Source organism: Myxococcus stipitatus DSM 14675 (assembly GCF_000331735.1).
Taxonomy (GTDB): Bacteria; Myxococcota; Myxococcia; order Myxococcales; family Myxococcaceae; genus Myxococcus; species Myxococcus stipitatus.
In genome coordinates this window covers 3,190,177-3,216,504 of record NC_020126.1, presented here as the reverse complement: position 1 = coordinate 3,216,504, position 26,328 = coordinate 3,190,177, and the positions used below count along the sequence as shown (strand labels likewise).

Here is a 26,328-nt window from a genome sequence, read left to right as displayed (position 1 = left end):
CACCCACATCTTCACGAAGTCATCATGACGTCGGCATGAATGGTTCAGCGCCCATCCGTTCCCCACGCCTCCGGGACAGGACAGGGCGCCGGCGGCCCTCCCCCCGAACTAACCTGTCCCCCATGCAAATCATCTCCAACGCAAGACAAGGCGCGAGCGTACGACTGGAGCGCATCCCCACCACGCCCCCCAAGAAGGAGCTCAAGTCAGACGCCAAGGAGGAGTTCGATACACTCAGCAACGAATTGTTCGACCTCCAGGACCTGCTCTGGGGCGCCCGCATGAACTCCGTGCTCATCGTCCTCCAGGGCAGGGACACCGCGGGCAAGGACGGCACCATCAAACACGTCGTGGGAAGCCTCAACCCCCGAGGCGTCAGCGTCACCTCCTTCGCCGTCCCCACCACCGAGGAGTCCGAGCACGACTTCCTCTGGCGCATCCACCGCCACACCCCCCGCCAGGGCGAGTTCGCCATCTTCAATCGCTCCCACTACGAGGACGTCCTCGCCGTGCGAGTGCACAAGCTCGCCCCCAAGTCCCTCTGGCAGAAGCGTTTCGAGCACATCAAGGACTTCGAGGAGATGCTCTTCGAGCACGGCACCCTCGTCCTGAAGTTCTTCCTCCACATCAGCCAGGACGAGCAGGAGCAGCGACTGCTGGACCGGGAGAAGGAGCCGCGCAAGGCGTGGAAGATCAGCGCGGGGGACTGGGAGGACCGCAAGCACTGGGCTGACTACACCCAAGCCTATCAAGACGTCTTCGCGCGCACGTCCACCCCGCATGCGCCGTGGATGCTGGTGCCCTCGGATTCCAAGTGGTATCGGAATCTCATCGTTGCCCGCGCCGTCACGGCGGCACTCCGTCCCTATCGTGAACGCTGGCAGGAACGACTGGACGAGGTCGGCACGAAGAAGAAGGCGGACCTCAAGGCGTGGCGGAAGCACCACTGAAACACGCAGCAAGGCCGCGCCAGGGCTGCCTCGGGGTTCGGGCACGGTGTTACATGGAACGCGCCACGATGACACTCAACGTGGCGCGTGTCGGATGTCAAACGCGAACACCCGTGTCAACCCAGGCGTCTCAAGCGAGAAATTGTATTCGTGCATTCCATTGCAGCCCGCGGCTTCTCGAAACGCTGCATCACGCAGTCCTTCGGTGCCGTGGATGTGACGAGTGGAATGGAGCGAAACATGATGAGCAGTCGAAGGACTTCGTTTTGGCGAACGATGGGCGCGGTGCTGGGGCTGAGCGGTCTGGTGGCCTGCGGTGTCGAACCCGAGGGCACCACCCCCGCCGAGGAGCAACCTTCGGAGAAGACCTCCGAACTGGCGATCGACCGGTACGCCGATGCGGTGGCGGCCGGAGGTGTCGTCGCGGTCCTCAACCCCGACAACGCCATCGGAGCACCCGACGGGAATGTCGCCAGCTTCCTCGCCGCGCTGGACGGCTCGCTGACGCTCGACATGGGCGCGGGTGAGGAAGGCAATGGCCCGCTGCGCATCCACTACCGGGGCCTCACCGCGGCCGCCCTCGCGCGAGTGGAGTTCCTGCGCGCCGACCTGACCATCATCACCACCGGCCAGGTCAACCTCATCGACCTGGGCGTGGGAGCCCACACCGCCCTCGTCCCGAACCAGAACCCCACCCCCTACCGCTACGTGAGACTCAAGGGCGGTCTGCTGGCGCTCTACTTCGTGGACGCCGTCGAGTTCACCGGCCCCATCGCCGCCTGCGGCGACGGCGTCGTGCAGACGGGTGAAGGCTGTGACGATGGCGGGACCACGTCCGGCAACGGCTGTAGCGCCACCTGCCAGGTGGAGCCTGGCTACACCTGCTCCGGCGCCCCCAGCGTCTGCACGGACGTCAACGAGTGCACCAACGGCACCAACCAGTGCTCCGTGAACGCCACCTGCGTCAACACCCCCGGCAGCTACACCTGCACCTGCAAGCCGGGCTACTCCGGCAACGGCCGCACGTGCAACGACATCAACGAGTGCACCAACGGCACCGCCCAGTGCTCCGCCAACGCCACGTGCTCCAACACCCAGGGCAGCTACCGCTGCACCTGCAAGCCGGGCTACTCCGGCGACGGCCGCACGTGCAACGACGTCAACGAGTGCACCAACGGCACCGCCCAGTGCTCCGTGAACGCCACCTGCTCCAACACCCAGGGCAGCTACCGCTGCACCTGCAAGGCGGGCTACTCCGGCGACGGCAAGACCTGCAATGACATCAACGAGTGCACCAACGGCACCGCCCAGTGCTCCGCCAACGCCACGTGCTCCAACACCCAGGGCAGCTACCGCTGCAGCTGCAAGCCGGGCTACTCCGGCGACGGCAAGACCTGCACGGACATCAATGAGTGCGCCAACGGCACGCACACCTGCACCCCAGGGCAGCGGTGTGTGAATCGGACCGGTGGCTTTGATTGCGTGCCGGGCAGCTGCCCCTCGCCCCAGGTGCTGTGCGGCACCAAGTGCGTGGACGCCAACACGGACGAGGCCAACTGCGGCTGCTGCGGCAACACTTGCAACACGGGCAAGATTTGCAACTCTGGGGTCTGTGGAGCCTTCGCGCCCCTGAGCCTGGACGCCACGTGGGAGAAGGTGCAGGACGCGGACCTCATCCTCCGGGCCCCCTCGGGCGAGATGTTCACCTACGAGCGCGCCGTCACCCACCAGGAGGCGCTCGCCGAGGGTGACACCGGCGGGGAGCCGCTCAGCGGCACGTACGACGTCTGCCTGAGGACCACGAGCCTCCAGACGTCCGCCCCGGATGCCGCCCGCGCGCCGTTCCACCTCACGGTGAAGCGCTCGGGCCAGAAGGACCTCGTCCTGCGCGGGGTCCTCCTGGACGCCGACGCGGCCGAGGTCTGCAACGCCGACCACCCGGACTTCATCCGGTCCATCACCTATCCCTGACCTGAAGGTCAGGTGAGGACGGGGCGCGCGGGGCCCCTCGGGACTCCGCGCGTCCCCCGCTCACAGGAGGAGCTCGAACGCGACGCTCGCCGGTGGGCGGTGTCGCGGCGGGCACGAAGGACGGGTCCGGAGACCCGGGCGAGGGCCGAGCACACCGCCTGGCGCGAGCAGCCCTCGCCGCGGACCGGTCTCAGCCAGCGACTCCGGCGGACCAGCGCTGGGTGAGGTACAGCTCCACGAGCTGCGCGGGGGTGAGCTCGTGCTCCTCGCCCACCGTGGTGCGCTCGGTGGTGACCCCCGCCTCGGCGCCGACCACGCCGGCGTGAACCCCGACGCCGATGTCACCGTTCACCGTGGTCTTGTCCTGCACGGTGGCCTTGAGGTCGACCTTGCCGCCAAGCTGCGTCACCGCCCGACCCACGTCGCCGTTGGCGATGCTGGTGAACGCGCCGCTGTTCGCGATGTCCTCGAGGTTGCCGCGGATCTCCACATTCACCTCGCGGCCCGTGCTCCCGCCCAGCCCCAGCGCCTGCGCGGTGCCCTGGCGCGAGTCGGTGAGCGTCACCTTCGCCTCGCTCGCCTGGAGGACCGACTGACCCAGCGCCTGCGCGCCGCTCTTCGGGTCCTTCAGGAAGTCGTCCAGGTTGAAGTCCGCCGTCAGGTCGATGCTCTGCTCCAGCTCCACCTTGAGCGACCCCTCGGCTCCGGCCGAGGCATTCGTCGGCAGCGACGCGCTGGGGCCGCCCTGGCCCTGGCTCGGAACTCCCAGGCCCACGTTCGCGCCCGCGTCGGCCGCAATCTCCTGCGACTGGGTGAGCGTCAGCGACGTCGGCTTGCCCCCCTCCATCTCGATGCGCGCCGTGGTGGACTGTTTGATGTCCACGCCCGCGCTCGCGCCCGCGCCGAGCACCTCCTGCAGGCCCTTCATGCCCAGGTCGCCCGCGAGGCTCCCCTCCGCGCCCAGCTCGAACTCCACCGCGCTCACCTTGTCGCGCAGGCCCGCCAGCTCCGCCCGCGGGTCGCCCAGCACGACATTCAAACCCAGGCCCGCCAGCGGGTTGCTCCCCGACACGCCCGACACGGCGGCCGTGGCCGCGATGAGGCCAGCGGCGTGCTGGGCCTCCTCCAGGGTGTCGAACTGGTACTCCACCGTGGCGCCCGCGGTACCGGACGCGTTGGCGCTGGCCTCCGCCGCCCCCTTGCCGCCCATCTTCCCCATGATGCCCGCCCCTACTTCTCCGCTGGCGGAGACGGTGTAGCCCCCGCCCGCCTCGTCGCTGCGGCTGACGGTCAGGTCACCCTTGCCGGTGATGCCGACGGCGTAGACATCCGCCTCGACATCGAGGCCCACAGAGATGCTCTCACCAGGCTTGAGCTGCTCCATCTGCGTGTTGAAGTCGAGCGCGTCCTTGACCGCGCCCACGGTCTTCGCCGAGTCGCGCACCGCGCCGGCCGCCCCCTGGAGGGCGCCCCCGACGACGTCCTGGACGAAGTCCTGCAACGGATTGCGCGCCGGCGCGCCCTGGATGGCCTGCCCCAACTGGTCCAGCCCGTTGGCCACGACGTCCGTCGCCTTGCCCAGCTCCTCGCCCACCTTCGCGGCCGTGTCCTGGAGCGCGTCGCCCGCCTGGGTCCGCAGGTCCTCGAAGAAGTCGCCCACCGTCCCGCGGTCCTGCTGCTTCACGTCGCGCCCGCCCTCGGCCGGCGCCTCGTGTCGCTCGAAGACGTCCTGCGTGCGCTTCGTGGCGACCGGGTCGACCGGCTCCTGGGTCTTCGCCGCCGCCGCCGTCGTCGTCGCCTCCGCGACCTTCTTCGCGGCCTCCTCGACCACGCGCTTCGCCGCTTCCGCAGCGCGTCGAGCGGCCTCCGCCGCGCCACCCATGATTCCGCCGATTCCCATGAGATCTCCTGGTTGAGGGCAAGCCTCCGCGTCCTTGCGCTCCTCACGGAGTGACGCGGGCACCGCCGGTTGACTGGGGTTGGGGTGGGAGCACACGAGCGTGCGACACGTGCCGCCCCGACACGCCGTCCTCGAACTCCAGCACCATGGACGGAGGTCCCCCCGCGGGATGCGAGGACATGGACCACCACATGGCTGACTCCTGCCCAGTGGATGGACAGGAGCATCGAGAAACGTCCTACATTCTCCCCAGGCCGCGGTGAAAGTTTCGTCGGCGCTCGAGAATTCACAGCCGAGGTCGGCGCGCGGAGAAGCCAGTCCACGGCGGGAGCGAAGCGCCGCGCTGCTGGAAGGTCGTCGCAACGCACACCGCCGAGGAAGTCGTGCCAGAAAGGGGGGCGTCCGTTAGAACCGGGCCCCATGACGGCACTCGCGGACCTCTTCCCGGCGGACTCCCAGATTCCCCCCAGCGTTCGGCTCCCGGCCTATCTCGAGCAGCGCGAGTACCTGGTCGACGGTGAGCTGCGGACGTGGACAGGGGAGCTCAGCCCCGTCCGCAGCCCGGTCTTCGTCAAGACGGCGGAGGGCCTCCAGCAGAAGGTCATCGGGGCCACGCCGCAGCTCACCTCGCGCGAGTCGCTCGACGCGCTCGCCGCCGCGGTGAAGGCCTATGACCAGGGCCGAGGCGTCTGGCCGTCCCTGCGCGTCGCCGAGCGCATCGAGGCCGTGGAGCGCTTCGTGACGGCCATGCGCGCCCAGCGCACCGCCGTGGTGAACCTCCTGATGTGGGAGATTGGCAAGACGCAGCCGGATTCCGAGAAGGAGTTCGACCGCACCATCGACCTCATCGTGGAGACCATCCGCGCGCTGAAGGAGCTGGACCGCACCTCGTCCCGCTTCGTGCAGGAGCAGGGCATCATGGCGCAGATTCGCCGCGCGCCCATGGGCGTGGCGCTGTGCATGGGGCCCTACAACTACCCGCTCAACGAGACCTTCAGCACGCTCTTCCCCGCCCTGCTCATGGGCAACACGGTGGTCTTCAAGCCCGCGAAGTTCGGCGTGCTGCTCATCCGCCCCCTGCTGGAGTCCTTCCGCGACTGCTTCCCGCCCGGCGTCATCAACATCATCTACGGCAAGGGCCGCGAGACGGTGGGCGCGCTGATGGAGAGCGGCCAGGTGGACCTCTTCGCCTTCATCGGCACCAACAAGGGCGCCAGCGAGCTCAAGCGCATGCACCCGCGCCCCCACCGCCTGAAGTCCGTGCTGGGCCTGGACGCGAAGAACCCCGCCATCATCCTGGAGGACGCGGACCTGGATAACGCCGTGAAGGAGTGCATCACCGGGACGCTCTCCTTCAACGGCCAGCGGTGCACGGCGCTCAAGCTGCTCATGGTGCACCGGAGCATCGCCGACGCCTTCCTGAAGAAGTTCACCGCCGCGGTGGACCAACTCAAGCCCGGCATGCCGTGGGAGCCCGGCGTCTCCATCACCCCGCTGCCGGAGCCCGGCAAGGCCGCCTACCTCCAGGGCCTGGTGGATGACGCCATCTCCAAGGGCGCGCGCATCGTGAACGCCACGGGAGGCCAGTCCGCCCACTCGTTCTATGCCCCCACCGTCGTCGCGCCCGTCACGGGTGACATGCGGCTCGCCACCGAGGAGCAGTTCGGCCCCGTGATTCCCGTCATGGTGTTCGACCAGGACGAGGAGGTCATCCAGCAGGTGGTGAACTCGCAGTTCGGTCAGCAGCTCAGTCTGTTTGGAAAGGACTCCGCGCGCATCGGCCGGTTCATCGACGCGTTCGCCAACCAGGTGGGCCGCATCAACCTCAACTGCCAATGCCAGCGAGGCCCGGACACGTTCCCCTTCAACGGGCGCAAGGACTCCGCCGAGGGCACCCTGTCCGTCGCGGATGCGCTGCGCGTGTTCTCCATCCGCACGCTCGTCGCCACCAAGACGACGCGCGACAACACCGCGCTGGTTCAATCCATCCTGACGCGGCGCGAGTCGGACTTCCTCACCACCGACTTCTTGTTCTGAGACAAGGGGGCACGCCTCCACGCGTGCCCCCTTCCCTCACGGCCCCTCTGACAGCGGAGCCCTACCAGCGATAGCGCCAGCCCAGCCCCAGGGTGATGAACGTGGGCTTGTTGTAGCGACCGGTGCCGTCGACGAGGGCCTGGTGGATCCTCATGTCGAAGGACAAGGGCAACCACTCCACGGGCGCCCCCTCGAACTCCACTCCAGCCGAGAAGCCCAGGCTCGTGGAGTCGTCACCCGCGACGTTCAAGCCCACTCCCGCGACGAGACCCGGCCTGAAGCCATTCACATTCACGCCCAGGCGGGTCACCAGCCCCAACTGGCCGAGCGTTCCATCCACCCTGCGGTATTCATGCTGGCCGCTCCCAGAGACTTGCGTGTGCGAGCCTGCCCCCGTGTACACGCCCGCCTCCGCGCCCGCGGAGAAGTACGGCCCCAGGTGCCGGAGCAGATGCACCCTCACTCCGGGCCCGACATGCGACTCCCCTTCAGTGTCCGCCGTCGCCAACGCCATCCCCAGATGGATGCCCAACTCCATCGTCTCAGGTGTTGGCGCCGGCTCCTGAGCCACGGCAGTTCCCCCCCACAGCAACACGCCTGCGAACAACGCTCTCATGTTCCATCCTTCCACGGTCACCGGCCTGCGGAGGGGGGCGGCTTTCAAGTTTCAGGCCGAGACGCTCCCTCCCCGTGACGTGGCCCTCACAGCAGCGCGCCGCACGGGGAGCCCCCACGCTGGCTCGTCTCGGGGGATGACAGGAATTCCCGCCCCCCTGACAGGGAAGCCCTACCAGGGCGACGGCCCCCCTGACTCAGGGACTCACGGTCACGCCTCGCGACGACAGGCGCCCGCTCCGGCTTCAGGCCGGGTCTCGTCCCTGTCGAGGCTTCGCGCCCGGTGCTTCGGGAGTCATCGCGGGTGACTTGCCACGCCGCCGTCGTCGACGACGCTTCGCCGCGGCCCCTCCTGGCGCACTGCCCAGCTCCCGCAGCACCCGCGCCCGAGTCGGCCCATCCAAGCGCAGCTCCTGCATGAGCGGCTGGGCCCGCTGGACACCCGGCGGTTGACGCAGCGCCTCGGCGAGCCGCTCGACGATATCGATTCGGATGGCCACGCTGCCCAGGACTTCATAGCCAAACGCGCGGGCATCGCGCCCCTCCAGCGCGGAGACCTCCAGCACGGGCTCGCGCGGAATCCCCTGGGGCTCGGGCCGCTGCTGGAACAGCGCCGTCAACAGGCACCGCCGCGCCAGCGCATGCGGACTCAGGGCCCCGGCGACGAAGAGGAATCGCCGCCCCTCGCGGACGCCCACCTCTCGGAGACGCTCTTTCGACTCCTCATCCAGGAGCCCCCACTGCTCCCGCGCGTCCGCCTGGGTGATGACGCCCAGGCCCTCCGCCAGGCGGTACGACAACCCTCGCATCACCGGTGAGCGCCCCGCGCCCGCGAGGGACTCGGAGGGAAAGCCGCCCATGGCCTCCGTCATCAAGTCCCGGGCCAGGGCCAGCAGCCGGCGCTCCAGCCGTCGCCGCGCGCCCCCCGTCCACACCTCCGGCTCCGCCAGGGCGAGCTGCGGCGAGCGCCGGTCCGCGCCCTTCACCAGGCGCGCCAGCGGCTGCGCCTCGAACGAGATGTTGCCCAGGGCATCCACCTCGAAGGCCTCGTGGGTCGCGTCGACGACGCGCTGGACGAACTGCTCCTCGGTGAGGACCCCGCCGTCGGCCCCGGGGAGCTCTCCGAGCAGCTGCCCCAGCTTCGCGAAGGGGTTGTCGGAGGAGCCCTGCGCCGGAGCGGTGGTGGCCCTCACGAAGCGCCGCGCGCTGCGCCGCGCCGCCCGCTGGACGAAGCGCTCCACCAGCCGCTCGTGCAGCGCATCCCCCAGCGCATCCTCGATGTGGCGGGTGCGCTCCTGCCAGTCCTCGGCGTCGCGCAGCCAGCTGGAGCGATGGCTGATGTACGTCCAGATGCGGATGGCCGCCAGCCGGTCCATCAGCGTGTGGATGTCTCCGGAGACGTCATCCAGCGGAGACACCTGCTTCGCCAGCCAGGACGGCTCCAGCACACCTTCCCCCGCCGTGAGCTGGAGGAAGGTCTCTCTCAGCAGCGCGACGTGCTGACCGAACAGGCCCTTGCGGAAGTCGGGAATCTGGCAGACCTGCCAGAGCAGCTCCACGCGGGAGCGGTCCGTCAGCCCGTCGCGAATCGCCGGGACTTGCGACAGGTCCTTGAGCGCGTCGAAGTCATCCGCGCGCTCCACGCGGACGAACCCACCCTGCCGAGGCGCCCGCGCCAGCGAGTCCAGCAGCGCCTCCGGGCTCGTGAAGTCCAGCTCGGAGTTGCGCCAGATGAGGCTGCGCACGGCGGGGAAGCGGTGCGTCTCGATGGCGGAGACCACGCGCGGGTGCAGCTCCGGCAGCGTGTTGAGCATGCCGAAGCTCCCATCGTTCAAGTGGCGTCCCGCGCGGCCGGCGATCTGCGCCAGCTCGTCGGAGAAGAGCTCCCGCTGCTCGGCGCCGTCGTACTTGGACAGCGCGGCGAAGGCCACGTGGTTCAAGTCCAGGTTGAGCCCCATGCCGATGGCGTCGGTGGCCACCAGGTACTGGACCTCGCCGGCTTGATACATCGCGACCTGGGCATTGCGCGTCCGGGGCGACAGCGCGCCCAGCACCACGGCCACGCCTCCCCGCAGGCGGCGCAGGGACTCGGCCAGCTCGTAGACGCGGTCCGCGGAGAACGCGACCACGGCCGAGCGTGGAGGCAGGCTCTTGAGCGACTTGCGCCCGGTGTAGCGCAGCTGGGACAGGCGGTTGGCGCGCTTGAGCGACGCATGCGGGATGAGCGACTGCACCATGGGCCGCATCGTGTCCGCGCCCAGGAACCAGGTCTCCTTGCGCCCTCGGGCGTGCAGCAGCCGGTCCGTGAAGACATGGCCTCGCTCCCGGTGCGCCGCGAGCTGGATTTCATCCACCGCGAGGAAGTCCACCGCGCGGTCCAGCGGCATCGCCTCCACGGTGCAGATCCAATAGTCGGGCCGAGGAGGCAGGCGCTTCTCCTCGCCCGTCATCAAGGCCACCCGCCCCTCGCCCACCCGGGCCGTCACCCGGTCGTAGACCTCACGGGCGAGCAGCCGCAGCGGCAAGCCCATCATCCCCGTGTCGTGCTCGAGCATCCGCTCGATGGCTCGGTGCGTCTTTCCAGTGTTCGTGGGCCCCAGCTCCGCCACGACGACGGACGACCGGCCAGCTGCGCTGGAGTTCATTGTGAGGAGTCTAACCGCAAGGCCCCCTCCGAGCTTCCAATAGACGCGGCCAGGCGGGCCCCTCTACCGTCGGGCCCCATGGCGAATCCCGTCAGAGACACACTCCTGAGCCAGCTCGACATCGCTTGGGCGCTCACGCGCTACCACCTGGACGGCTTGACGACCGGGGACTGCCTGCGGCGCCCCGCCCGGGTCGGCTTGCACGTGGAGCAAGGCGCCGACGGCCGCTGGCGCGCGCAGTGGCCGGAGCACGAGGGCTACGACCTGGGCCCCGCCAGCATCGCCTGGCTCACGTGGCACCTGGGGTTCTGGTGGTCCATGGTGGAGAACCACTCGTTCGGCGATGCCTCGCTCGGCCGTGAAGACGTGACGTGGCCCGGCACCGCCGACGAGGTGCGCGCCTGGCTCTTCCGGCTGCACGACACCTGGCGCGCCGCCCTCGAGAAGCTCACCGACGAGGACCTGCGCTCGAGCGAGCGCACCCGCTGGCCCCTCCAGGGCAAGCCCTTTGGCGACATCGTGGCCTGGGCCAACGTGGAGCTGATGAAGAACGCGGCCGAGCTGGGCTATGCGCGCTTCGTCATTGCGGTTTCTCCCGCGCCATAGACAAGCAAAGACAATCTCGACTCGGCCCACCCACCCCCGAGTTCAATTCTGACTCACTTGAAGAATTCCAGTGTACTCCCCTATAGCCGGGTTCGCGGGGTGTGCTCCGCGTAACCGGTTACCAGAGGGGCGAGCATGAAAAGCAACTCCAGACCGCAGTGGGCGTGGCAGTGGAGACATGGGGTCCGGCTGTCCGCCGTGGGATGGTTGGCGCTGGCGGCCTGCGGTGAGCCGGCGCTCCCCCCGGCGCCGGAGGCCCAGGCCCCGATGGAATCCCTGGCGCCGCTGGAGCACGTGCCCCTGAATCACTGTCAGGTGCAGCCGCCCTTCGAGCCCAACTTCGAGCCCGAGCTCGAGTGGGCCTGGAGCGCCAGCATCTTCATGCCCGCGCACGTGCAGGTCATGATGACGCCCATCGTCGTGGAGGTGAACGGCGATGGTGTCCCGGACGTCGTCTTCAGCACCTTCGCGGGCTCCAACTACACGACCCAGGGCGTGCTGCGCGCGGTGAGCGGCGCGGACGGCTCCGAGCTGTGGACGGTGATGGACCCGACGCAGCGCGTCCGAGGCGCCGCGAGCATCGGCGCCGCGGACATCGACGGAGACGGCCTGGTGGAGATCTGCGCCATCCCCGAGAGCGGCCAGGGCCTGCTCTGCTTCGAGAACACCGGCGAGCTCAAGTTCCGCGCGACGGCGTCCCTGAACAACTGGGGAGGCCCCTCGTTCGCGGACCTGGACGGCAACGGCACGGTGGAGATCCTCAACGGCCCCTCTGTGTTCAGCAACACCGGCGCGCTGCGGTGGACCGGCTCGGACGGCGCGGGCGGCCCGGTGGGGCCCATCTCCTTCGCGGCGGACATCGACGGGGACGGGCTCCAGGAGGTGGTCAACGGCCGCTCCATCTACCGCCACAACGGCGTGCCCTTCTGTCGCAACACCACCATCGGCAACGGCCTGTCGGGCGTGGCCAACTTCGACGCGGACTCGCGTGGCGAGGTCGTGGTGGTCAGCGGAGGGGTCGTCTCGCTGATGGATGACGACTGCACGCTCCTGTGGTCCCAGCCCATCCCCGGCGGCGGCAGCGGAGGCGCGCCGAACATCGCCGACTTCGACGCGGACGGGCAGGCGGAGATTGGCGTCGCGGGCGCCAGCCAGTACGCCGTGTTCGAGGGCAACGGCACCCTCAAGTGGTCCAGCCCCACGCAGGACCAGAGCTCCAACGTGACGGGCTCCTCCACCTTCGACTTCGAGGGCGATGGCCGCGCGGAGGTCGTCTACGCCGATGAGACCCGCCTGCGCATCTACGACGGCGCCACGGGCACGGTGCGCTTCAGCGTCCCGCACTCGTCGGGCACCACGTACGAGAACCCCGTCATCGTCGACGTGGATGGAGACGACAACGCGGAGATCGTCATCGCGTCCAACAACTACAACAACCCGGCGGCCACCACCGGCATCCGCGTGTTCCGCGACCGCAAGGACGGCTGGGTGAACACGCGGCGCATCTGGAACCAGCACGCGTACTCCGTCACGAACGTCAACGACAACGGCACCATCCCCGCGCACCCCGTCGCCAACTGGCGCACGCCGGGCCTCAACACCTTCCGCGCCAACAGCCAGGGCTCCGGCACCACCAGCCCCTACGCCGCCGCGGACGTGACGGTGGCCGAGGTCTCCTCCGCGTGTGACCAGGCCACCGGCACGCTGACCTTGTCCGCGCGGGTCACCAACCAGGGTGACGCCGCCACCTCCGCGGGCCTGCGCGTGGCCTTCTACCAGGGCAACCCCGCCTCCGGAGGCACGCTGCTGGGCGTGGGCGTGCTGCCCACCGTGCTGCCCGCGGGCATGCAGGCCGTGGTGACCTTCACCCGCACCAACATCTTCGCGGGACAGGTGGAGGTCTTTGCCCGCGCGGATGACGACGGCACCGGCACCGGTCGCGAGACGGAGTGCATCGAGACGAACAACGCCGGCAGCGCCCTGGTCAACCTCACCTGCTACAACAACCTGCCGCCTGTCGCCCTCTGCCGGAACGTGACGGTCAACGCGAGCGCCACCACGTGCGGCGCTCCCGCGAGTGTCGACAACGGCAGCCATGACCCGGACCAGCGGCCCGGCCCGTTCACCGTCTCCCAGTCCCCCACGGGCCCCTTCAGCGCGGGCGTGCACTCCGTCACGCTCACCGCCCACGACGGCCAGGACACCGCCACCTGCACGGCCACCGTCACCGTGGTGGACGTGACACCTCCGGTCATCGCCTGCCCCGCGGAGCGGCTCGTGGATGCCACCGGCCCCGACGGCGCCTTCGTCACGCCCGCCGCCGCGACGGTCTCCGATGCATGCGGCGCGCAGGTCAGCGGGCCCGCGGCGCGCATCTATCCGGTGGGCACCACCTCCGTGACGTACACGGCCACGGACGCGGCGGGGAACAGCGCCTCCTGCACCACCGCCATCCACGTGGTGAACCGCACGCGGACTCCGCCGAGCCTCGTCATGTGCGACGTGCCTCGCTACACGTCCGCCGCGCAGGTGAAGGCCTGCGGCTGGGCCACCTCCAGCCCGGGCGGCGCGCCCATCAGCGTGGTGCTGCTGTCCATCAATGGCGGCGCCCCCATCCGCCTCACACCCGACGCCGGCGGCGGACACGTCGTTGAGTGGCTGACGCTGGCCGAGGGCCACTACACCCTCACGCTCACCGTCATCGCCACCGACGGCGCCATCGCCACCCAGAGCCGGCAGGTGACGGTGGACCGCACCCCGCCGCTCCTGCGCGCCGTGGGCCCCAACCCGCAGCAGACGCAGCCTCGCACCGTGGACATCCTCACCGAGGTGACGGACCTCACGCCCGTGCAGGTCGTCGCCAACTGGGTCAGCACCACGAACGTCGCCGCGGGCACGAACGTCGCCACCAACCGGGTGACGTTCTCCAGCGCCGGCAACCACGCGGTGCTCATCCGGGCCACGGACGCGGCGGGCAACACCGCCGAGCAGACTCTCCAGTTCACCGTGCAGTAGCCACGCGCCGCGAAGAGGTGCTCCGGGGGCTCGGACAGCCCCGGCGCGCCCCGGGCCTTCAGCGCCCCGGCCGGGCCTGCTTCCGCACCGTCTCCCACGCCTCGATGATGCGGCGGGTCTCCTCCAGCGCCAGGGCCTGGAGCTTGGGGCCCAGCGCCGCCACCTTGTCGGGGTGGTACTGCGCCACCAGCGCCAGATAGGCCCGCTTCGCCTCCGCCAGCGGCGCACCGCGCGGGATGCCCAGCACCTCCCAGGCGGACGGCGGCGCCGAGGAAGGAGGCGCGGCGGGCGCGGATGGCTCGTCCTCCTCCTCCTCTTCTTCCTCTTCCGCTTCGTCCTCTTCGGGCGCCTCGCGGGCTGTCTCCTCCGCGCGGGCCGCGGGTGCGGCCTTGTCTCCACATTCCGAGCACAACATCCGCTCCTGGGGTGCCCCCTCGGTGGACTCGGTGACGTGGACGTCACAGCAGTCGCCACACACGATGTGGCGGCATTGCTCACACCGCGCGGCGGACGCGGCCTTCTCCAGCTCCAGGCCACACCGGGGACACTCGTCGGGGAGGGGCGCCTCCTCGCCGCAGCGCGCGCAGAACGCCCAGGACCTGTCGAGCGAGGACTCGCACTCCACGCACTTCAGCGCGTGGGGATGGGGCCAGTGCTTCTCCTCGCCGCACCACGGGCAGAACGGCATCAGCCAGGCCATCCGCCCCGAGCAGTCGCCGGCGTCGCACGCGAAGTCCAACCTGTACCCTCGGGCGACCTCCTGCGGCGCGTTGTCCTCCTCGAACGACTCACCGCATGCCCAGCAACAATTGAAGGTTCGGTGGGACGGCGCGCCGCACGCCTCGCAGGAGGGATTGCCGTGCTCGCTCTTCCATGCGACCTCGTCCCCACATGTGGGGCAGAATCCCATACAAGGTGTCACCGCCGAGTGAGCACAGGCCGCGCGTGCGGCCCGTCTCGCGCGCTGACGCTGTCCCGGAGGCGCGACGAAGTCCGGCGTGAGCCCTTGCTCCGTGAGGGTTTCCCACACGCACGAGCGGCACATGGGCCCCTTCCCCTCCACGCCCCGCGCGCTCCAACACGTGTCACACACCGCGTCGCCACACACCTCGCAACGTCCCACCAGGCGCCGGCTCCCGAAGCCCAGGAGCCCGGGTGTCAGAGTCTCCATGCAGCATGGACAGGCTCGCATGTACTTCCTTCGCCGGAGGGGGCTCCGCGGCGCGGAAACCCAGGGATGAAGCACTCGGCATGCCTGAGTCCAGCGAAGAGGTCCAGAAAGCAATCCTCTCCCCTCACGCAAAGCCGAGGAGGCTTGGATTGCCAGCAACCCATGCGAATGATGTATCAAGTGTCATCACTCGCCGTGCCCTTGAGGAGTTCTCGATGCGTCGTATCGGTTCAGCCCTACTGTCCGTGAGCCTGCTGGTTGGCTGTGGCCCCACAGGCGAAACCCCTCCTCCTCCTGCCGACTCGCCCGAGAGCCAGAGTGCTCCCCTGACGACGACGGACGTGGACGTTGCCCCCGAGTGCCAGGGCATCCTCACCTTCGTCAACACGGCGTCCTTCGCGACGCTCGACGCGTACCTGCCGAGCAACGCCGTCGCCAACCTCGTCGCGCAGCGCACGACGGCGCCCTTCACGACGCTGGCGCAGGTCTCCGCCGTCAGCCTGGTGGGCGAGTACCGCCTGACGCAGATTGAAGGCGGCGCGCGCGCGCAGGGCTTCATCGGCGGAAGCTGTGTCGGCATCGTGGATGAGCTCGCCGTATCCACCGACGACGCCGCGGCCATCGTCTCCCTGGTGAACACCGCGAGCGCGCAGGCGCTGCACTCCGTCCTGCCGCTCGCGTGGAACGGCGCGACGAACCTCCTCAACCTGCGCCCCTTCACCTCCGTGCAGGCCATCGCCAACACGGCGGGCATCGGCACGGTGAGCATCCGCGCCCTGCGCAACACGGCCACCATGGGCTACTCCATCGAGGCCCTGGGCGCCGCGGTCAACTCCCTGCCGCCCGATGACTGGACGGTGAAGTTCGACTTCGACTTCGACGAGGTCGACGTGATGTGGAGCTCCGGCGAGGACCGCATCACCTCCGCCACCTGCTTCGGCATCGACCCCAGCAGCTTCCCGGCCTCGTGGTGGGGGAACCGTCCGAACCTGGCGAACGCCACCGAGGTGCGCAACTACATCACCAGCGCGGTGAGCACCGCCAACCGCAATCACCAGATCGAGAGTGAAATCGTCACCGAGGGCCTGTCGGACCTCGAGTCGCACATCGTGGGCCACACCTTCAAGGGCTGCCACCTGGGCATCGAGCGCGGCCCGTGGGCCGGCGTGCAGGTCTCCTTCTTCATCGACACCACGTCCAACTTCCGCGTGATGACCCAGCGTCACTGGGTGGAGTGATTCACCCAGACACCCCGGGCCTTCTTCCCTGGCCCGGGGTGTCGTCCCTGCATCCGCACGGTTGAATTGCCCACGGCCCGGCGGCGACCTAGGCTCCAGGTCTTCACCGCCTACCAAGGATAAGCCGTGCGCCTTCCCTTCCGTGCCTTCGTCGCGGCAGCCCTCGTCTTCGGCGCGTCAGCGCCCGCGGGGGCCAGCGAGCCCCCTCCTGAGTTCGGCACCGACTGGGATGACCCGCGCACCGCGCTCCCCGTCGTGGAGCCGCCCGGGAGCGCGTCCTGCACGTTGAAGATTGTCGACGAGAAGTTCGACGACTTCACGCCCTACACCAGCACCTTCACGCCGCCCGCGGAGTGTCCGGGGCCGTGGAACAAGGTCGTGCTGCGCATGGAGGGCAAGGTCCGCGGCGTCCAGTACGACCGGCTGGGGCATCTGGAGGTCGGCGGCGTCACGATCTTCAAGACGTCCACGCCGGAGCCGTCGCGCGATGGCATCACCTGGGCCGTGGAGAAGGACGTCACGGCGTATGCGCCGTTGTTGAGCCAGACACAGCCTGTCTGGATGTTGATTGGGAATGTGGTCAATGACACGTACACGGGCGTGCTGGACGTCCAGGTGTACCTGACGTTCTACCCGGCGCAGCGCCCCTGGATTCCGCCCGCGCCCACGCCCGACGCCGTGCTGCCGCTGACGAATCCGCGCCGCGAGGGAAGCGCGCTGGTGGGCGAGGTGACGGTGCCGGCGAACACCTCGCGGCTCGTCGCGGAGGTCTATGCGACGGGCTCCGGCGGAGGCTGCGAGGAGTTCTGGTATCTCACCGCGCCCGCCTCCGTGCCCTACTCCTGCCCCGCCGACGTGGGCCCCTATCGCGAGGTGCAGATCGAAGTGGACGGCAAGGTGGCCGGCATCGCCATGCCCTTCCCGCATGTCTATACGGGCGGCTGGGCCAATCCCTTTCTCTGGTATGTGCTTCCGGCGCCGCGCGCCTTCGACGTGCGCCCCATCCGCTATGACCTCACGCCCTTCGCGGGCCTGCTGACGGACGGCCAGCCGCACCAGGTCCGGGTGAGCGTGCTGGGAGTGCCCGAGGGCCGCCCCGGCTGGGACCTGCCCACCAACGTGCTCGTCTGGAGGGATGCCCGCTCGACGCGGGTCACGGGCGGCTTGATTCATCACCAGTTGGGGACGTTGACCAACGGCGCGGACCACACCCTGGTGGACGGCTGGCACCAGGTGGACACGCAGGGGGCGCACCAGCTGCGGGTGACGGGCTACGTGAAGACCTCGCGCGGCTGGGAGGTCACCCGCGTGGAGCAGAAGGTGTCCAACGCGAGCATGCACCGCTGGCTGGGGGAGATGGAGAACCCGGACGAGCTCGTGTCGACGTGGAAGGACAGCAGCACCGTCACCGTGACCGGCCGCGGCCCGCTCCCCGAGGTGAGCCACTCCCACAAGCACTTCGTGCTCGATGGCCGCATCGACGTGTCCGACACGAACCGGCTCACCACCACCATCACCGTGAACGACGCGGAGGAGGCGCTCTCCTTCCAGGGCCTCCACTCGCTCGCGCACCACGAGATGAGCGATGTGTACACGGGGGAGGCCGCCTACAACCTGGGCGTCCCCCGTCCGCAGCGCAACGCGGTGGGCACGTCCACCCACCGCTATCGGCTGAACGGGCACCCGGCTGGCTGCTATGACCGGAGCATCTCCACCCGGAATGGCTTCGTCACCGAGGACACCCAGCGCTGCGGCACGGCGGTGGCTCCGCCCGCGCCGCGCTGAGGCGGGACAATCCCTGTCACCTTGCCGGCGTTGGGCCTTATGGAGTGGCCACGCGCCGGTAGGTGACGGCCTCACCCGGGCCGGCCTTCGCGAGCTGTGGGGGCGTGCTGCCGTTCTCCACGTAGGTCTCGCCTCGGGCGAATGCGTCGGGCCCGTCCAGCCGCACCCAGAACGCGTGCTGGTGGGACTTGCCCTTCACCTTCAGGTTCGTCCCATCGCGGAACACGAACGACAGCGAGTCCCCGTCCGCGCGCTTCGCCAGCTCGAGCCGGGGAGTGTTGCCTTGAGGGCAGTAGTGGTCCGCCACCAGGGTGTCTCCATCCAGGTGATAGAGCGTCAGGGACTCACGCTCCGGCCCCAGGGCCCAGGTCTCGACGAGGACGCTGTTGACCGCCGAGAGCCTGTACGTGACGTGGTGGACCTTCCCGTTGGAGAACGTCCCCTCCCAGGTCCCCACGAGCGCGCCCAGGCGCTTGAAGGCGCGCGCCCCCGCGCTCTCCACCGGCTCCGCGGCGCGGGCACTCCAGGGTGACAGCAAGGACAGCACGACCCAGCACGAGGCAACGGCACGGCGCATGAGAGGCTCCCTGTGTGACGAATCCGGCTCGCTCGAACGCCGCCCCGGCGCTGGGGATTCCTGGAGAAGTGGATGAGCAGGGCCAAGACATCCGCGCGGCCCTGCCCGGTCGCGGTCATCAGGGCCGCTGCTGCGCGAGCATCCAGGCGATGACCTTCGGGTCCTGGTAGACGGAGTCCCAGATTTCGTGACCACCCGCGGGGTAGTCGGTGAACAGCATCTGCTTCTCGGGCGGCAGCCCGTTCGCGTCGGTGGCCACCTGGCCGTTCGTCCACTCCCATTTCAGAATATCCAGAATCAGGGCGAATCCTGGGCCGAAGTGGCCAACCTGACTACCCTGTTGCATCAGTACTTCATCTTCGAGAGGACCGAGGCCCGGCGTCAGCGCACGCGCCGGGCCTCGGGAGGCGGCTCAGGGCCGCAGGGTCAACGTGTAGTTCGTGTAGCTCCCCGTATCGAGCTGCCTGTAGCCCAGGTTGCGCGAGGGGCTGAAGCACTGATGATCACACAGGTTGAACGCGGCGTAGGGCGTACAGGTGTAGTAGGGACCCGACCAGGTCCGCCCCCCACCCTCCGCGAAGTAATAGGAGTACCGGTTGGTGATTGCGGGGCCGTAGACAATCTTGCATTGCCCCGGCGTCAGGCTCCACCAGCCTCGCTTCGCCCAGCCCGTCGCGCAGCTCGTCTGGCGCCACGAATAGGCGGTCCAGATGGTGGCGCTGGTGCCGTTGCAGAACTGCACCCACGCATGGGCCGGCATCGCGAACCCGAGCCCGGCCAGGGCCCCCACGGCCATCATGAGCTTTCTCGTCGTCATGTGATGTTCCTCGCTCGTTCCGGCCGACTACTTGAGGGGACGCCGCACGGCGCCCGGGGTTTCGGGCGTCTGGAGGGACGCAGCGGGCTCCGCCTGCTCCTCTCCCGACGTCACGGTGAGCTCCACCGTCGTGGAGGGGTCGATGACGTAGTTCACGGGAACCGCCGTCACCACGGCCGCCGTCCGCGCCGCGGCCAGCTCCGCCTCGGACGGCATCGACTCCTCGAGCGCCGCCTCGTGCATGGAAGGAGGGGGTTCGGCCGCGGGCTCCGGAGAATTCTCACCACAGCCCACGGCCAGGAACACCAGCCCAAGGACCGTGACTCTCACAAGTGACCTCATTGCTGTACCTCTCTTTCAGGACGACCCAGCGGTGGACCACCCACCGCACGACAAGCAATACACCTCCCGTCGTTGTTTTTGTTTCAACCCAGGTATCACCCGACCCGGACGTCGGAGTTTGTTTTCATAGAAGACATCTCATCCATCCACTTCGAGACACTCCCGAAAACACGTCCTGGACACACGAAACCCCAACAAGAATGCGGGCCTGGCCAGCGGGCCACGCCTGGCGGGCAACCCCAGACGCCCGCAGCGTCACCCCACCTCCTCCAGTGCGATGGTGATTCAGCGACAAGACAGATGAGACTTCTCACTCCGCATCGAGCGGGGTGTCTCACGGGAGCGACAGTCCATGACTCAGACAGGGTGTATCTCATTCATGAAGCGGTGGAGCCTCGGGGCCATGCTGCTGACCGGGGCCTGCAATGCCCCCATCGAGGCCGAAGAGGCGCTGCAGGAGTCGTCCCAGGAGTCGCCGCTCGTTCCAGGCGTTCCCTGTGCGGATGGCTCCATGGAGCAGATATTCGCGGGAGGGATGGCCGGGTGCGCGGGGTCCGTCCCCTGGAGCAACCGAGCCTCCCTCTGCGCCGCGGGGTTCCGGCCCGCCACGGCGCGGGAGTGGGACACGCTGTTCAACGGACTGGCGCCAGCCCACAACTACTGGACGAACGACGACCTGCGCTACACCGGCGCGTCCGGGGCATGCTCCGTCGCGTACGTGTCGGGGACGGCCTGTCCCGCGGGGCAGCCCATGCGTGTGTGTACCGCGTCAGGCAACGACGCCGAGGGCAACCAATGCAACTGGAAGGGCTGCGGCCTGCTCGCGAACACGCCCAACCGCTTCTTTGGAGGCTGTGCCGGGAACAACACGGCGGGCACCCTCTGCGTGCCTCGCGGGTGCGCGGACGGCACCATCGAACAGACCTTCTCTCGAGGCCTGGTGGGCTGTGCGGGCGGGATGACCTGGGCGAACCGCGCCGCGCTGTGTGGCCCGGGCTACCGCGTGGCCACCGCCGCCGAGTGGGTCAACCTGCGGGGCGCGACGGCGCCGACGCATCACTACTGGACCAGCGACGACCTCGAGTACACCGGCACGTCGACGGCGTGTTTCGTGAGCACCGCCAGCGGCACGGCCTGCCCCGCCGGGAGCCCCATGCGCGTCTGCAAGGCCGCGGGGACGGACCCGGAGGGCAACACGTGCAACTGGGGAAACTGCGGCTACAACGCGCTCCCCCCGCCCAACGCCTACTTCGGCGGCTGCGCGGGAAATCCCACGGCGGGCTCGCTCTGCCTCCCGACCTCGGGCTGCGCCGACGGCACGGTCGAGCAGGTCTTCACGAGCAACCTCGTGGGGTGCGGCGGCGCGGTGACCTGGCCGAATCGCGACACCTTGTGCGCCCCCGGATGGAGCGCCAGCGCGGCGACGACCTGGACGGGCCAGCACGGCTCCGCGGCCCCGCTCTTCAACTACTGGACGGGTGACAACCTGCGGTACCTGGGCTCGGGCTCGAACAACTGCGCCGTGTCGACCACCTCGGGCACGGCCTGCACCACGAACCAGCCCATGCGCCTGTGCACCCCCGGCGGCTCGGACGCGTTCGGCAACCAGTGCAACTGGACCCACTGCGGCTACCTGACCCACACGCCCGACCACTTCTTCGGAGGCTGCAACGGCAATCAGTTCGCCGGAACCCTGTGCAGGCGGTAGCGCACGGCCCACCTTCGCGGATGGGCCGTGCTTCATGCGGCGGGCTTCCCGCTCAGGCCGCTTCGCTCGACCGGGCCTGGTACTCCTCCATGGCCCGGTGACGGCCCAGGTAGTTGCCAAAGGCATTCACGAACGCATCCCCCTCCTCGAGCTTGCTCAAGCAGATGGAGCGCTTGCCCTTGAACATCCCCGCCCCTTCGAGCTGCAGGTCCAGGTACTTCTTGAACATGCGCTCCGCGGTGGTGGCGTTCTTCACCTGCCCCAGGCGCACCGGCTCCTCCCACTGCGCGCAGCTCACCTCGGCGAAGTCCAGCCGCACCTCGTGGCCCTCCTCCTTCGCGGCGAACTCCAGCGGCGGGAAGTGCTTCTCCACGTGCTGCCGCTCCTCGTCGTTGGACGGCCGGTAGCGGTAGGCCAGCGCCATGTCATGCGCCTCGGAGAAGCGCGCCTCGTAGGCCCCCCACAGCCGGGCCTCGATGGCCTCCGCCTCCAGGAAGGCCTCCACCCAGGAGGACTCCACGGGCTCGAGCAGCGTCTGCGCCATGTCGTCGGGCTTCAGCGTCACCCCCACGTTCTCCAGGCGCATCGCCAGCGGCGGGTGCGTGTCGAACGGGTGCGGCGTCACCGCGCCCTGCAGGTCGTCCTGCACCGCCTCCGACTGCGCATACGCGGCGAAGCCGTGCGCGACCCGGCGGGCGATGGCCACCGACTGCTGCTGCTCGTTGCGGCCGAACAGGTCCGCCTCCACGCGCTCGCGGAAGTTCGCGTACGCGCCCACCTTCACCAGCGACCGCGCCACCTCCCTCCCCGAGGTGACCTCCGCCGCCAGCCGGTCCGCGGCGAGCTCGCTCGCGCGGCGGCTCTTGCCCAGCGACAGCTCGAAGAGCCCGCGGTAGGCCACCATGAAGTAGTAGACGGGCCGGGTCATCCCGCCCTCGTAGAGCGCGCCCAGGTAGTCGCTGAAGTGCGCGAGCTTGGGCGCCAGGCGCTTGCCGTGGCCCGTGTCGCCCCCCAGCAAGTGGCCCATCTCGTGCGCCAGCACCGCCTCCGCCTCTCCCCGCTCCAGGAGCCGCAGCAGGGAGACACTCACGAACAGCGTCCGCCCGGAGAGCGTCTTCCCGCCCGCGCGGATGTCGCTCTCGGTGACGAAGAAGTTGGCGTCGATGCCCACCAGGATGTTGTTCGGGGGCGGCGTCCGCAGGTGCTCACACAACTGGCGCACCTGGGCCCAGAACTCCGGCGCCGCGGACTCCTCGAGCACCTCCGCCTCCACCTCGAAGTCCATGGACGGGCGCTTGAAGATGGCTATCACCACCATGCCCACGCCCACCGCCGCCAGCAGGCCAATCACGATGATGAGCTTCGGCGAGTAGCGCTGGAACCAGAGCGCGGTGACCCAGAAGGACAGCCACGTCGCGAGTCCGCCCTGCCCCGCCACCTGGAAGGCGCTCGCCACGCGCAGCACGTTCCAGCCCACCACGAAGCTGCCGTACTGGAACGAGCGCGAGATGAACGCCGCCAGTCCGCACAGGAGCGCGATCAACGTGGAGAACACCCCCAGCACCACCAGGCCCAGCGACAGGCGATACATCCACCCGAACTGCACCGCGTCCGAGCACGCCTCTCCCAGGTTCGCGCGGAAGTTCGCCAGCTCCTCGTTCGTGCCGAGACACGCCTCCGAGGCCGACGCGGACCGGAAGAAGGCCAGCGCATCCTGGCGCTCCGTCTCGCTGAGCGACTTGTCGCGGAGGATTTGCGGCTCGATGGCTTCGAGCACGCGTGTATCAAACCGGTCTTGCGCGTGTCCGGCGAACCACAGGCCGAAGAGCGGGAGGGCGAAAAGCAGGAGCGCGGGCAACACATACCCGCGCAACACACCAGGAGTCTTTGAGGTCGAGCGCATGGAAGTCAGGGGCTTCCACCGTTATCGCACGGATGGAACGACTCCCGCCATCCGTCGAATGGGCACGACAATCCCAGTTATCGCGGGGATTTCCACGATAGGGATTGGACGCGGTCGCCCCCGTCACCCGGTGAAGGTTCGAGGAATGGACGTCGACGACGGGCTGCCGCCGCGCTTGAGCGGGAGCACGTCGAACCCGATGGAGATGAGCGTGCCGATGCCTTGAATCTTCTCCGGCACGGTCTCCAGCAGCTGCTTCAGGCTGGCGCCCCGCTTGGCGACGACGAGGACGATGTGCTCGGCGTTCTTGTTCTCGCCCAGGCCCACGCGCGCGATGCCCTCCTTGTTGGCCAACAACTGCTGGGCTGTCGACACCGCGGACTGGAGCTTCCCGTGGAGCTCGGTGCCCGCCAGGGACGACAGGGCCAGCTCCTTCACGAAGGTTCCCACCGCCTTGCCGGTGGCGAGCAGGCCGTGGGCGTTGAGCGGCGCTCCCGGGCGAGGGGGCGAGGAGACGCTCGGCTTCTGGGACGCCACGGACGGCTGCGCGGAGGACACCGCCTGCTGCGGAGCCAGCGCTTGCGCGGCCTGGGCCGCCTGGGCCTGGTCGATGCCCCGGGGCTTGGAGCCGAAGATGCTCCGGGTGGGGTTGGACTGGGCCGCCGTCTGGAGCTCGGCCGTCATCCGCGTCGAGTTCGCCTCCTCGCGTGCGCTGTGCTCGGCGCGGCCGCGCTGCTGGTCGCCCCCGACACCCGCGTTGCTCTTGTTGCGGAACTGCTCGAGCTGCGCCCAGGCAGTCTCGCGCTGGTCGCCGGACTTGCCGCCGTTGTGGCCCAGGGAGGCGGCCTCCTCCTGCATCTTCTCGAGCTCGATTTCGTCTTCGACCTCGTCGATGCGCTGGGGGCCACCTTGAACCCCCTGGTTGCGCGACGCGCGGCGCTGATTCGTCGGCCGCTGCGGGGTCCGTGTCGGGTTCGGCGGGCGGAATCCTGGGGGATGGGATACCTTGCTCATGGGCGCTCTTTCCTGGCGGACTCCATGGTAACCAATGCAAGCGGGACCGAGTACGAATATGGCAGCTGCCCCTGCGCCGGGGCATACGCGAGCCGCTTCATCGAAGTCGAGATGGAGGTTTCCGGACGAAATGTGGTCGTCTCTGCGATCCCCCAAGGCGAATGCCCACAGTGTAGCTCCCAGGTCTACAAGCTCCAGGTCATCGAGCGCCTCGAGACGCTGATGCGGCCGGAGTAGACGGACGCGACTGTCACCTTCTCAACAACAGGGAAGGGCTCGAGCGGGCGGCGCCCCCTTGAACCTTCTTAACTCCCAGGCAGGCCCACACCGCGACGGACTGTGAAGTCAGCGTCGCGGCCCCCTCTGCCTGGAGCTCCGCGATGGTGAGCAACGTCGGCAACAAGCCGCCTCCCAGCATCAACAACTACAAGCACGTCGAGACGAAGGAGCTCACGGAGCAGCGGGAGGCGTTGGACCAGGCGCTCAACGACAAGCTCAAGGACACGCCGGCCTATGAGCAGCTCCAGGCGAAGCGCTACTCGGACGGCCCCGCGAGCCCCACCACGCTCGCCTTCAGCGTGAAGCAGACGCTGGACCAGCTCGAAGCGGGAAAGAAGCCCGCGCCGGAGAACGTCCAGGCGCTCAAGGTCGCGCACGCGGCGCTGCAAACCCTCTCCAAGCAGCCCGCCCCCACGAACCTGGACGAGGCGAAGGCCACCGCCGAGCAGACGAAGGCCATCCTGGAGCAGGCCAAGGGCGCCCTCGTCGACAGCAAATCCGCCGCCAAGGCCAAGGCCTCCTCCAGCAACGCCCCGGACCCCGGCGCGCGTCTGGACCACATGCTCAAGACGGTCAACCACACCCTGGGGCGAATCGAGGAGCAGAAGACAGACCCGGTGAAGCACCTCAACGGCGTCAGCACCGTCATCGCCAATGCCTACCGGGACCACTCCGCCAAGGGCTCCTACGAGTTCATGGTGAACGGGGCGGAGTCCAAGAACCTGAGCCCGGAGCAGATGAAGGTCTACGCCCAGAAGACCTCCAACGCCAACGCACTCTGGGGGCACAAGTCCGTGAAGTCCGCCGACAACACGGACACGGGCATGGACTTCGTCCGCAATCTCTCTCAGGAGAACATCAAGCGGCTGGAGACCGAAATCAAGGCCTCGGGTCCCCTGAAGCCCTACGAGAAGGAGATCCTCCACAGCTTCATGACGTGTGACTTCGTCATGTCCCACAGCACGACGCCCGAGGGCCGGGAGGCCATCGAGAACTCCGGCAAGGTGCTATCCAAGGTCCGCATCGAGAACCTCGCCACCGACCCGGCACAGGTCCACAACAACACGCCCAAGTCGGATGAGCAGCTGCTGCGCAACAACGACTTCGTGTTCTTCCGCTTCGAGGCCGGCACGGCCTCCGACTCCAAGACGCGCTACGGCTCGGAGACCCTGCGCTACAACGCCAATGACACGCAGTTGTTCCAGCGCGGGTGGATAACGATGGAGGACCAGCTCACGCCCAAGGTGCTGGAGCCCCTCAAGCGCGCGGACAGCACCCCCATGCGCAAGGGGGGCTTCGAGCAGGACTCCGGCAACCAGGTCTTCGCCGCCAGCGCCTCCGCGACCACGACGGGTGCGCCTTCAACGAACAAGGTCGTGCGGGAGTATCAGCTCTCCAAGAAGAAGAGCCCGGAGGGCGACGAGCTGTTCAAGCTGAAGATGGACCACCACACGCACCACCAGGTCTTCTACGGGCCCGACATCCGCCAGGGCGTGGGCCTGTCCGTGGTCGCCGAGCTGCGGCGCATCCAGGACCCCAAGTACAACAAGGAGCTGGGCGTCGAGGACACGAAGACCATCAAGTCGTTCTTCAAGCTCGAGCAACCCGGCGCCAAGCCCGTGACGGACGAGATGGCGCAGAAGCTGTTGAAGACCCTCTTCCGCCCCGAGGCGAAGCTCCCGGGTCAGGTCTTCCTCGACGCGCAATCCCAGTTCACCTCCAAGACGTAGCCCCCCGGCGAGGCCAGGACCTCGG

At 68.7% G+C, this 26,328-nt stretch carries 19 protein-coding genes; 9 read left to right on the top strand and 10 right to left on the bottom strand.

Features of this window, described 5'->3' with window-relative positions; genetic code table 11:
• The first annotated feature begins 122 nt into the window (after positions 1 to 122).
• Both MYSTI_RS12610 and MYSTI_RS40715 read left to right on the top strand, forming a co-directional pair.
• On the top strand, positions 123 to 950 hold the full coding sequence (locus MYSTI_RS12610; protein WP_015348137.1) for a polyphosphate kinase 2 family protein: 828 nt from the start codon (positions 123 to 125) through the stop codon (positions 948 to 950).
• A 240-nt stretch (positions 951 to 1,190) separates the two neighbouring features.
• On the top strand, positions 1,191 to 2,921 hold the full coding sequence (locus MYSTI_RS40715) for an EGF domain-containing protein (RefSeq protein WP_169558631.1): 1,731 nt from the start codon (positions 1,191 to 1,193) through the stop codon (positions 2,919 to 2,921).
• Between the two features lie 190 nt (positions 2,922 to 3,111).
• Here the strand turns inward: MYSTI_RS40715 and MYSTI_RS12595 are convergent, their stop codons facing one another.
• A complete protein-coding gene (locus MYSTI_RS12595; protein WP_015348135.1) occupies positions 3,112 to 4,821 on the bottom strand; it encodes a hypothetical protein in 1,710 nt (569 codons plus the stop codon).
• Positions 4,822 to 5,241: 420 nt separating this feature from the next.
• On the opposite strand from MYSTI_RS12595, the gene MYSTI_RS12590 reads away from it, so the two are divergent.
• Positions 5,242 to 6,858 carry an NADP-dependent glyceraldehyde-3-phosphate dehydrogenase gene (locus MYSTI_RS12590; RefSeq protein WP_015348134.1) on the top strand — a complete coding sequence of 539 codons (1,617 nt, stop codon included), beginning with the start codon at positions 5,242 to 5,244 and terminating at the stop codon, positions 6,856 to 6,858.
• Between the two features lie 61 nt (positions 6,859 to 6,919).
• Here MYSTI_RS12590 and MYSTI_RS12585 read toward each other — a convergent pair whose 3' ends face one another.
• Both MYSTI_RS12585 and MYSTI_RS12580 read right to left on the bottom strand, forming a co-directional pair.
• On the bottom strand, positions 6,920 to 7,429 hold the full coding sequence (locus MYSTI_RS12585) for a hypothetical protein (RefSeq protein ID WP_169558630.1): 510 nt from the start codon (positions 7,427 to 7,429) through the stop codon (positions 6,920 to 6,922).
• 289 nt (positions 7,430 to 7,718) lie between these two features.
• The gene (locus tag MYSTI_RS12580) at positions 7,719 to 10,118 is read right to left on the bottom strand and encodes a helicase-related protein (RefSeq protein WP_015348132.1); all 2,400 of its coding nucleotides are present in this window, start codon (positions 10,116 to 10,118) and stop codon (positions 7,719 to 7,721) included.
• Positions 10,119 to 10,196: 78 nt separating this feature from the next.
• On the opposite strand from MYSTI_RS12580, the gene MYSTI_RS12575 reads away from it, so the two are divergent.
• Positions 10,197 to 10,724 carry a DinB family protein gene (locus MYSTI_RS12575; protein WP_015348131.1) on the top strand — a complete coding sequence of 176 codons (528 nt, stop codon included), beginning with the start codon at positions 10,197 to 10,199 and terminating at the stop codon, positions 10,722 to 10,724.
• Between the two features lie 135 nt (positions 10,725 to 10,859).
• On the top strand, positions 10,860 to 13,739 hold the full coding sequence (locus tag MYSTI_RS12570) for an FG-GAP-like repeat-containing protein (protein ID WP_015348130.1): 2,880 nt from the start codon (positions 10,860 to 10,862) through the stop codon (positions 13,737 to 13,739).
• 58 nt (positions 13,740 to 13,797) lie between these two features.
• Here the strand turns inward: MYSTI_RS12570 and MYSTI_RS44585 are convergent, their stop codons facing one another.
• Complete coding sequence (locus MYSTI_RS44585) at positions 13,798 to 14,478, bottom strand: J domain-containing protein (RefSeq protein ID WP_233278249.1); 681 nt, start codon at positions 14,476 to 14,478, stop codon at positions 13,798 to 13,800.
• 773 nt (positions 14,479 to 15,251) lie between these two features.
• Between MYSTI_RS44585 and MYSTI_RS12560 the strand changes: the two genes are divergently transcribed.
• Together MYSTI_RS12560 and MYSTI_RS12555 are read left to right on the top strand one after the other, a co-directional pair.
• On the top strand, positions 15,252 to 16,148 hold the full coding sequence (locus MYSTI_RS12560) for a hypothetical protein (RefSeq protein WP_233278248.1): 897 nt from the start codon (positions 15,252 to 15,254) through the stop codon (positions 16,146 to 16,148).
• Between the two features lie 126 nt (positions 16,149 to 16,274).
• Positions 16,275 to 17,933 carry a peptide-N4-asparagine amidase gene (locus MYSTI_RS12555; protein ID WP_015348127.1) on the top strand — a complete coding sequence of 553 codons (1,659 nt, stop codon included), beginning with the start codon at positions 16,275 to 16,277 and terminating at the stop codon, positions 17,931 to 17,933.
• A gap of 37 nt (positions 17,934 to 17,970) precedes the next feature.
• On the opposite strand, the gene MYSTI_RS40710 is transcribed toward MYSTI_RS12555, so the two are convergent.
• The 4 genes from MYSTI_RS40710 to MYSTI_RS12535 form a co-directional block, all read right to left on the bottom strand.
• Positions 17,971 to 18,510, bottom strand: coding sequence for a hypothetical protein (locus MYSTI_RS40710; RefSeq protein WP_015348126.1), 540 nt, complete (start codon positions 18,508 to 18,510; stop codon positions 17,971 to 17,973).
• A gap of 118 nt (positions 18,511 to 18,628) precedes the next feature.
• Positions 18,629 to 18,769, bottom strand: coding sequence for a hypothetical protein (locus tag MYSTI_RS43790; RefSeq protein ID WP_169558629.1), 141 nt, complete (start codon positions 18,767 to 18,769; stop codon positions 18,629 to 18,631).
• Positions 18,770 to 18,922: 153 nt separating this feature from the next.
• The gene (locus MYSTI_RS12540) at positions 18,923 to 19,327 is read right to left on the bottom strand and encodes a DUF1036 domain-containing protein (RefSeq protein WP_015348124.1); all 405 of its coding nucleotides are present in this window, start codon (positions 19,325 to 19,327) and stop codon (positions 18,923 to 18,925) included.
• Between the two features lie 27 nt (positions 19,328 to 19,354).
• Complete coding sequence (locus MYSTI_RS12535; protein ID WP_144370062.1) at positions 19,355 to 19,657, bottom strand: hypothetical protein; 303 nt, start codon at positions 19,655 to 19,657, stop codon at positions 19,355 to 19,357.
• 415 nt (positions 19,658 to 20,072) lie between these two features.
• Here MYSTI_RS12535 and MYSTI_RS12530 point away from each other — a divergent pair, with 415 nt between their 5' ends.
• A complete protein-coding gene (locus MYSTI_RS12530; RefSeq protein ID WP_015348122.1) occupies positions 20,073 to 21,377 on the top strand; it encodes a hypothetical protein in 1,305 nt (434 codons plus the stop codon).
• 52 nt (positions 21,378 to 21,429) lie between these two features.
• Here MYSTI_RS12530 and MYSTI_RS12525 read toward each other — a convergent pair whose 3' ends face one another.
• Together MYSTI_RS12525 and MYSTI_RS12520 are read right to left on the bottom strand one after the other, a co-directional pair.
• Positions 21,430 to 23,280, bottom strand: a complete 1,851-nt coding sequence (locus tag MYSTI_RS12525) for a M48 family metallopeptidase (RefSeq protein ID WP_015348121.1) — start codon at positions 23,278 to 23,280, stop codon at positions 21,430 to 21,432.
• Between the two features lie 123 nt (positions 23,281 to 23,403).
• Positions 23,404 to 24,294 (bottom strand): hypothetical protein, encoded by an 891-nt coding sequence (locus MYSTI_RS12520; protein ID WP_015348120.1) that lies wholly within the window; start codon positions 24,292 to 24,294, stop codon positions 23,404 to 23,406.
• Positions 24,295 to 24,674: 380 nt separating this feature from the next.
• Here MYSTI_RS12520 and MYSTI_RS12510 point away from each other — a divergent pair, with 380 nt between their 5' ends.
• On the top strand, positions 24,675 to 26,303 hold the full coding sequence (locus tag MYSTI_RS12510) for a hypothetical protein (RefSeq protein ID WP_015348118.1): 1,629 nt from the start codon (positions 24,675 to 24,677) through the stop codon (positions 26,301 to 26,303).
• Positions 26,304 to 26,328 lie beyond the last annotated feature (25 nt).

Coding starts and splice junctions, on each gene's coding strand:
- MYSTI_RS40715 (WP_169558631.1), top strand. CDS start 1,191: ATGATGAGCAGTCGAAGGACTTCGTTTTGGCGAACGATGGGCGCGGTG.
- MYSTI_RS12595 (WP_015348135.1), bottom strand. CDS start 4,821: ATGGGAATCGGCGGAATCATGGGTGGCGCGGCGGAGGCCGCTCGACGC.
- MYSTI_RS40710 (WP_015348126.1), bottom strand. CDS start 18,510: ATGCGCCGTGCCGTTGCCTCGTGCTGGGTCGTGCTGTCCTTGCTGTCA.
- MYSTI_RS12510 (WP_015348118.1), top strand. CDS start 24,675: ATGGTGAGCAACGTCGGCAACAAGCCGCCTCCCAGCATCAACAACTAC.
- MYSTI_RS12575 (WP_015348131.1), top strand. CDS start 10,197: ATGGCGAATCCCGTCAGAGACACACTCCTGAGCCAGCTCGACATCGCT.
- MYSTI_RS12520 (WP_015348120.1), bottom strand. CDS start 24,294: ATGAGCAAGGTATCCCATCCCCCAGGATTCCGCCCGCCGAACCCGACA.
- MYSTI_RS12530 (WP_015348122.1), top strand. CDS start 20,073: ATGCTGCTGACCGGGGCCTGCAATGCCCCCATCGAGGCCGAAGAGGCG.
- MYSTI_RS12580 (WP_015348132.1), bottom strand. CDS start 10,118: ATGAACTCCAGCGCAGCTGGCCGGTCGTCCGTCGTCGTGGCGGAGCTG.
- MYSTI_RS12590 (WP_015348134.1), top strand. CDS start 5,242: ATGACGGCACTCGCGGACCTCTTCCCGGCGGACTCCCAGATTCCCCCC.
- MYSTI_RS12570 (WP_015348130.1), top strand. CDS start 10,860: ATGAAAAGCAACTCCAGACCGCAGTGGGCGTGGCAGTGGAGACATGGG.
- MYSTI_RS12525 (WP_015348121.1), bottom strand. CDS start 23,280: ATGCGCTCGACCTCAAAGACTCCTGGTGTGTTGCGCGGGTATGTGTTG.
- MYSTI_RS12540 (WP_015348124.1), bottom strand. CDS start 19,327: ATGACGACGAGAAAGCTCATGATGGCCGTGGGGGCCCTGGCCGGGCTC.
- MYSTI_RS12610 (WP_015348137.1), top strand. CDS start 123: ATGCAAATCATCTCCAACGCAAGACAAGGCGCGAGCGTACGACTGGAG.